5 protein-coding genes are annotated in these 2,886 nt (G+C 69.8%); 1 reads left to right on the forward strand and 4 read right to left on the reverse strand.

The window, feature by feature from the left end:
- A partial coding sequence (locus DQW06_RS25075) for a GNAT family N-acetyltransferase (protein WP_157983598.1) occupies positions 1-487 on the forward strand: 487 nt, incomplete at its 5' end.
- A gap of 105 nt (positions 488-592) precedes the next feature.
- On the opposite strand, the gene DQW06_RS25080 is transcribed toward DQW06_RS25075, so the two are convergent.
- The 4 genes from DQW06_RS25080 to DQW06_RS25095 form a co-directional block, all read right to left on the reverse strand.
- Complete coding sequence (locus tag DQW06_RS25080; protein ID WP_013156072.1) at positions 593-808, reverse strand: hypothetical protein; 216 nt, start codon at positions 806-808, stop codon at positions 593-595.
- Positions 809-903: 95 nt separating this feature from the next.
- Entirely contained in the window at positions 904-1,116 is a 213-nt protein-coding gene (locus tag DQW06_RS25085; protein WP_013156073.1) for a hypothetical protein, read from the reverse strand.
- A 301-nt stretch (positions 1,117-1,417) separates the two neighbouring features.
- Complete coding sequence (locus tag DQW06_RS25090; RefSeq protein WP_013156074.1) at positions 1,418-1,933, reverse strand: hypothetical protein; 516 nt, start codon at positions 1,931-1,933, stop codon at positions 1,418-1,420.
- A 154-nt stretch (positions 1,934-2,087) separates the two neighbouring features.
- The gene (locus DQW06_RS25095) at positions 2,088-2,756 is read right to left on the reverse strand and encodes an SDR family oxidoreductase (RefSeq protein WP_117199433.1); all 669 of its coding nucleotides are present in this window, start codon (positions 2,754-2,756) and stop codon (positions 2,088-2,090) included.
- Positions 2,757-2,886 lie beyond the last annotated feature (130 nt).

A 2,886-nucleotide genomic window follows, 5' to 3' on the forward strand; every position in this document is an offset into this window, starting at 1 on the left:
GGCCTTCGCCGAGCCGGAGCTGGCCTGGCAGTCGCCCGAGGTCCCCGACACCCCGGAACTGGCCGCCGCGTGGATCGACCGGCAGCGCGTCCGGGCGGAGGAGGGCACGGCCTTCGGTTTCGCGGTCGTCGAGGACGGCGGGCCGGTGCTGGGACACGTCCAGGTCAACGTGACCAGCAGGGCCCACGACACCGGCTGGGTCTCCTACTGGACCCTGGCCGAGGCGCGGGGCCGGGGTGTGGCCACGGCCGCGACGCTGCTGGTGAGCGAGTACGCCTTCGCCGAGGCGGGCCTGTTCCGGCTGGAGCTGGGGCACCGGCTGAACAACCCGGGATCGTGCGTGGTGGCGCGCCGGTCCGGATTCCGGCCGGAGGGGATCGAACGGCGCAAGCTGCGCTACGGCGCGGAGCGCTTCGACACGGGTGCGCACGCCCGGCTGGCCACCGACCCGGTGGAGGGCGTCGATCCGCGGCCCTGCGCGCCCTGAGCGCTCTGTCCGCCACAGACACAGAACGCGGGGCGCGGCGTGCGCCGTGCCCCGCGTCCACCCCCACAGAAGGTCGTGCGCAAGAGGTTCGTCGTGTCGACGGGCTTAGTCCTCGACGGAGATGCCGTTCGTGCTGGTGCCGGAGGCCACGTTGCAGTCGCCGCCCAGCTCGAAGCCGGTGAAGGCCAGCACGTTGGCGCAGATCGGCACGGTGACGTTCTGGATGTTGGCGTTGTTGTCGGCGGCGGCGGTGCCGGACATGGCGCCCAGGGCGAGGCCGGTGGCGAGGATGAGGCCGGAGACGGAGGCGAAGCGCTTCATGGTGTTGGTCCTTTTCGGTTCGTGGTGTGATCGTTGGTGCTGACGGAACCCGTGGATCCCGCTGTGACCGAGCCGGGTGCGAGGGCGGGCCGGTCCTAGTCGTTGACGGAGATGCCCTTCGTGGACTCCCAGTCGATGACGTTGCAGTCGCTGCCGCTGACGCCGGAGGCCGCGAGGACGTCCAGGCAGATCGGGATGGTCACGTTCTGCACGTCGGCGTTGTTGTCGGCGGCGGCGGTCCCGGTGAAGGCACCGAACGCGAGGCCGGTGGCGAGGACGAATCCGGAAACCTTGGCAATACGGGACATTCTTCTTACCTTTCGGAAGTTCAAAACAGGGTGGCTGCATCCGCCGGAATTAACTTAGCGTAGTCGAGGACGTGCTTGGAGTACTTTCAGGGAAGAATCCAGAGTTTCCCTGGAGTTTCTTCGGCTTCGGGGTAGGCATGCCGGACATATCGTCGCTTCGTCGGGTGAAGGTTTTATCCAGCCGAAATCAGGGTCAGCGGCGATGTACGCCGAATACATCGGAACCCGGATTTGTCCGGTATCAGGCGCACGAAAAAGGCCCGCACGGCTGGCCGTGCGGGCCTGTTACTCGATCGCGGGACTACCAGCCCTGCTGCTGCCCGTATCCCGGGTACTGCTGCCCGTATCCGGGCTGCTGGCCGTAGCCCGGCTGCTGCCCGTACCCGGGGTACTGCTGCTGGTCGTATCCCGGGTACTGCTGCTGCCCGTATCCGGGCTGCTGGCCGTACCCCGCGTACGGGTCCTGCGGCTGCGCGCCCGTCGGCGGGTGCGGGTAGGCGTGCTGCTGGCCCGAGGGCTCCTGCTGGTGCTGCTGCTCGGCCTTGGCGGCGTCGTCCTTCTTGCTGTCGGGGTCCGGACGGAAGATGAACAGACGGGCGGGCTTGTCACCCTCGTCGCCCGGGGTGATCAGGTCCAGCCGCCACCCGGCCTCCTCGATCCCCTCCAGGATGCGCGTCAGCCCGGGGCGCAGCTTGCTGGAGGCCTCGTCGTAGGCGTTCACCTCCAGCTGGATGATGAACATCCGGCGCTTCTGCTGCGCGGCGACCTTGGCGTGCTCGACGACCGTGCTGTCCCTCACGACCTGCGTGACGCTCATGAATAACCGTACCCATCTGCTCTGCGTGGAGCTTGCCGTACTCGTCGGGCTGACACCCGGTCATCCGCGTCCACCGTGGCGGGGCTCCGCCGGGCTCCGCAACCATCATGCCCCCTGGAGGCGCATCTGGCCACAGAGAGCCGCGGGCACCCCCTCAGGAGGAGGCGGCAGCGGCGCGGACGGCCTCGGCGACGGGTGTCTCCCCGTTCACCAGGTTGAGAACCCTGCCGACCGTTCCCGGTTCGTCCAGAAGGGCGACGATCACCGAGGCCACGTCGTCACGGGTCACCGCGTCGCGCTCGACCTCCCCGCCCAGCTCCACCCTGCCGGTGCCCGGGTCGTCGGTCAGCCGGCCCGGGCGCAGGATCGTCCAGTCCAGCTCCAGGTCGCGCTCGCGCAGGTCGGCGTCGGCGGCCCGCTTGGCCTCCACGTACGCCGCCCACGTCTCGTCGGTGCCCTCCGGCACGGGTTCGTCCACGCCGATGGCCGACACCTGGACCAGGCGGCGCGTGCCCGCCAGGGAGGCCGCGTCGGCGGTCAGCACGGCGGCCTTGTGGTCGACGGTCGTCTTGCGGGCGGCGCCGCTGCCCGGGCCCGCGCCCGCGGCGAACACGACGGCGTCCGCGTTCATGAGTTTCTCCGTCAGCTCGGTGACGGTGGCCTTCTCCAGGTCGATCACGACCGGTTCGGCACCGGCGTCGACGACGTCCTGGGTGTGGTCCGGGTTGCGGATGAGGGCGACGGGCTCGTCACCTCGGTCGGCCAGCTGCCTGGCCAGCCGCAGCGCGATCTTCCCGTGTCCTCCGGCGATGACGATACGCATGGGGGAGAGCGTATGCCCTCATGGTGCGGTCGGCGGGGTGGTGCGTCTGTCCGCCGTGTCACACCCGGCCGCCCGGCGGGTCCGGGTCCCGCATACCAGCGGCGCCGCCCGCAAGACGACCGTCGACCAC

It is taken from the genome of Nocardiopsis sp. TNDT3 (assembly GCF_003427465.1).
Lineage (GTDB): Bacteria > Actinomycetota > Actinomycetes > Streptosporangiales > Streptosporangiaceae > Nocardiopsis > Nocardiopsis dassonvillei.

Coding starts and splice junctions, on each gene's coding strand:
- DQW06_RS25095 (WP_117199433.1), bottom strand. CDS start 2,756: ATGCGTATCGTCATCGCCGGAGGACACGGGAAGATCGCGCTGCGGCTG.
- DQW06_RS25090 (WP_013156074.1), bottom strand. CDS start 1,933: ATGAGCGTCACGCAGGTCGTGAGGGACAGCACGGTCGTCGAGCACGCC.
- DQW06_RS25085 (WP_013156073.1), bottom strand. CDS start 1,116: ATGTCCCGTATTGCCAAGGTTTCCGGATTCGTCCTCGCCACCGGCCTC.
- DQW06_RS25080 (WP_013156072.1), bottom strand. CDS start 808: ATGAAGCGCTTCGCCTCCGTCTCCGGCCTCATCCTCGCCACCGGCCTC.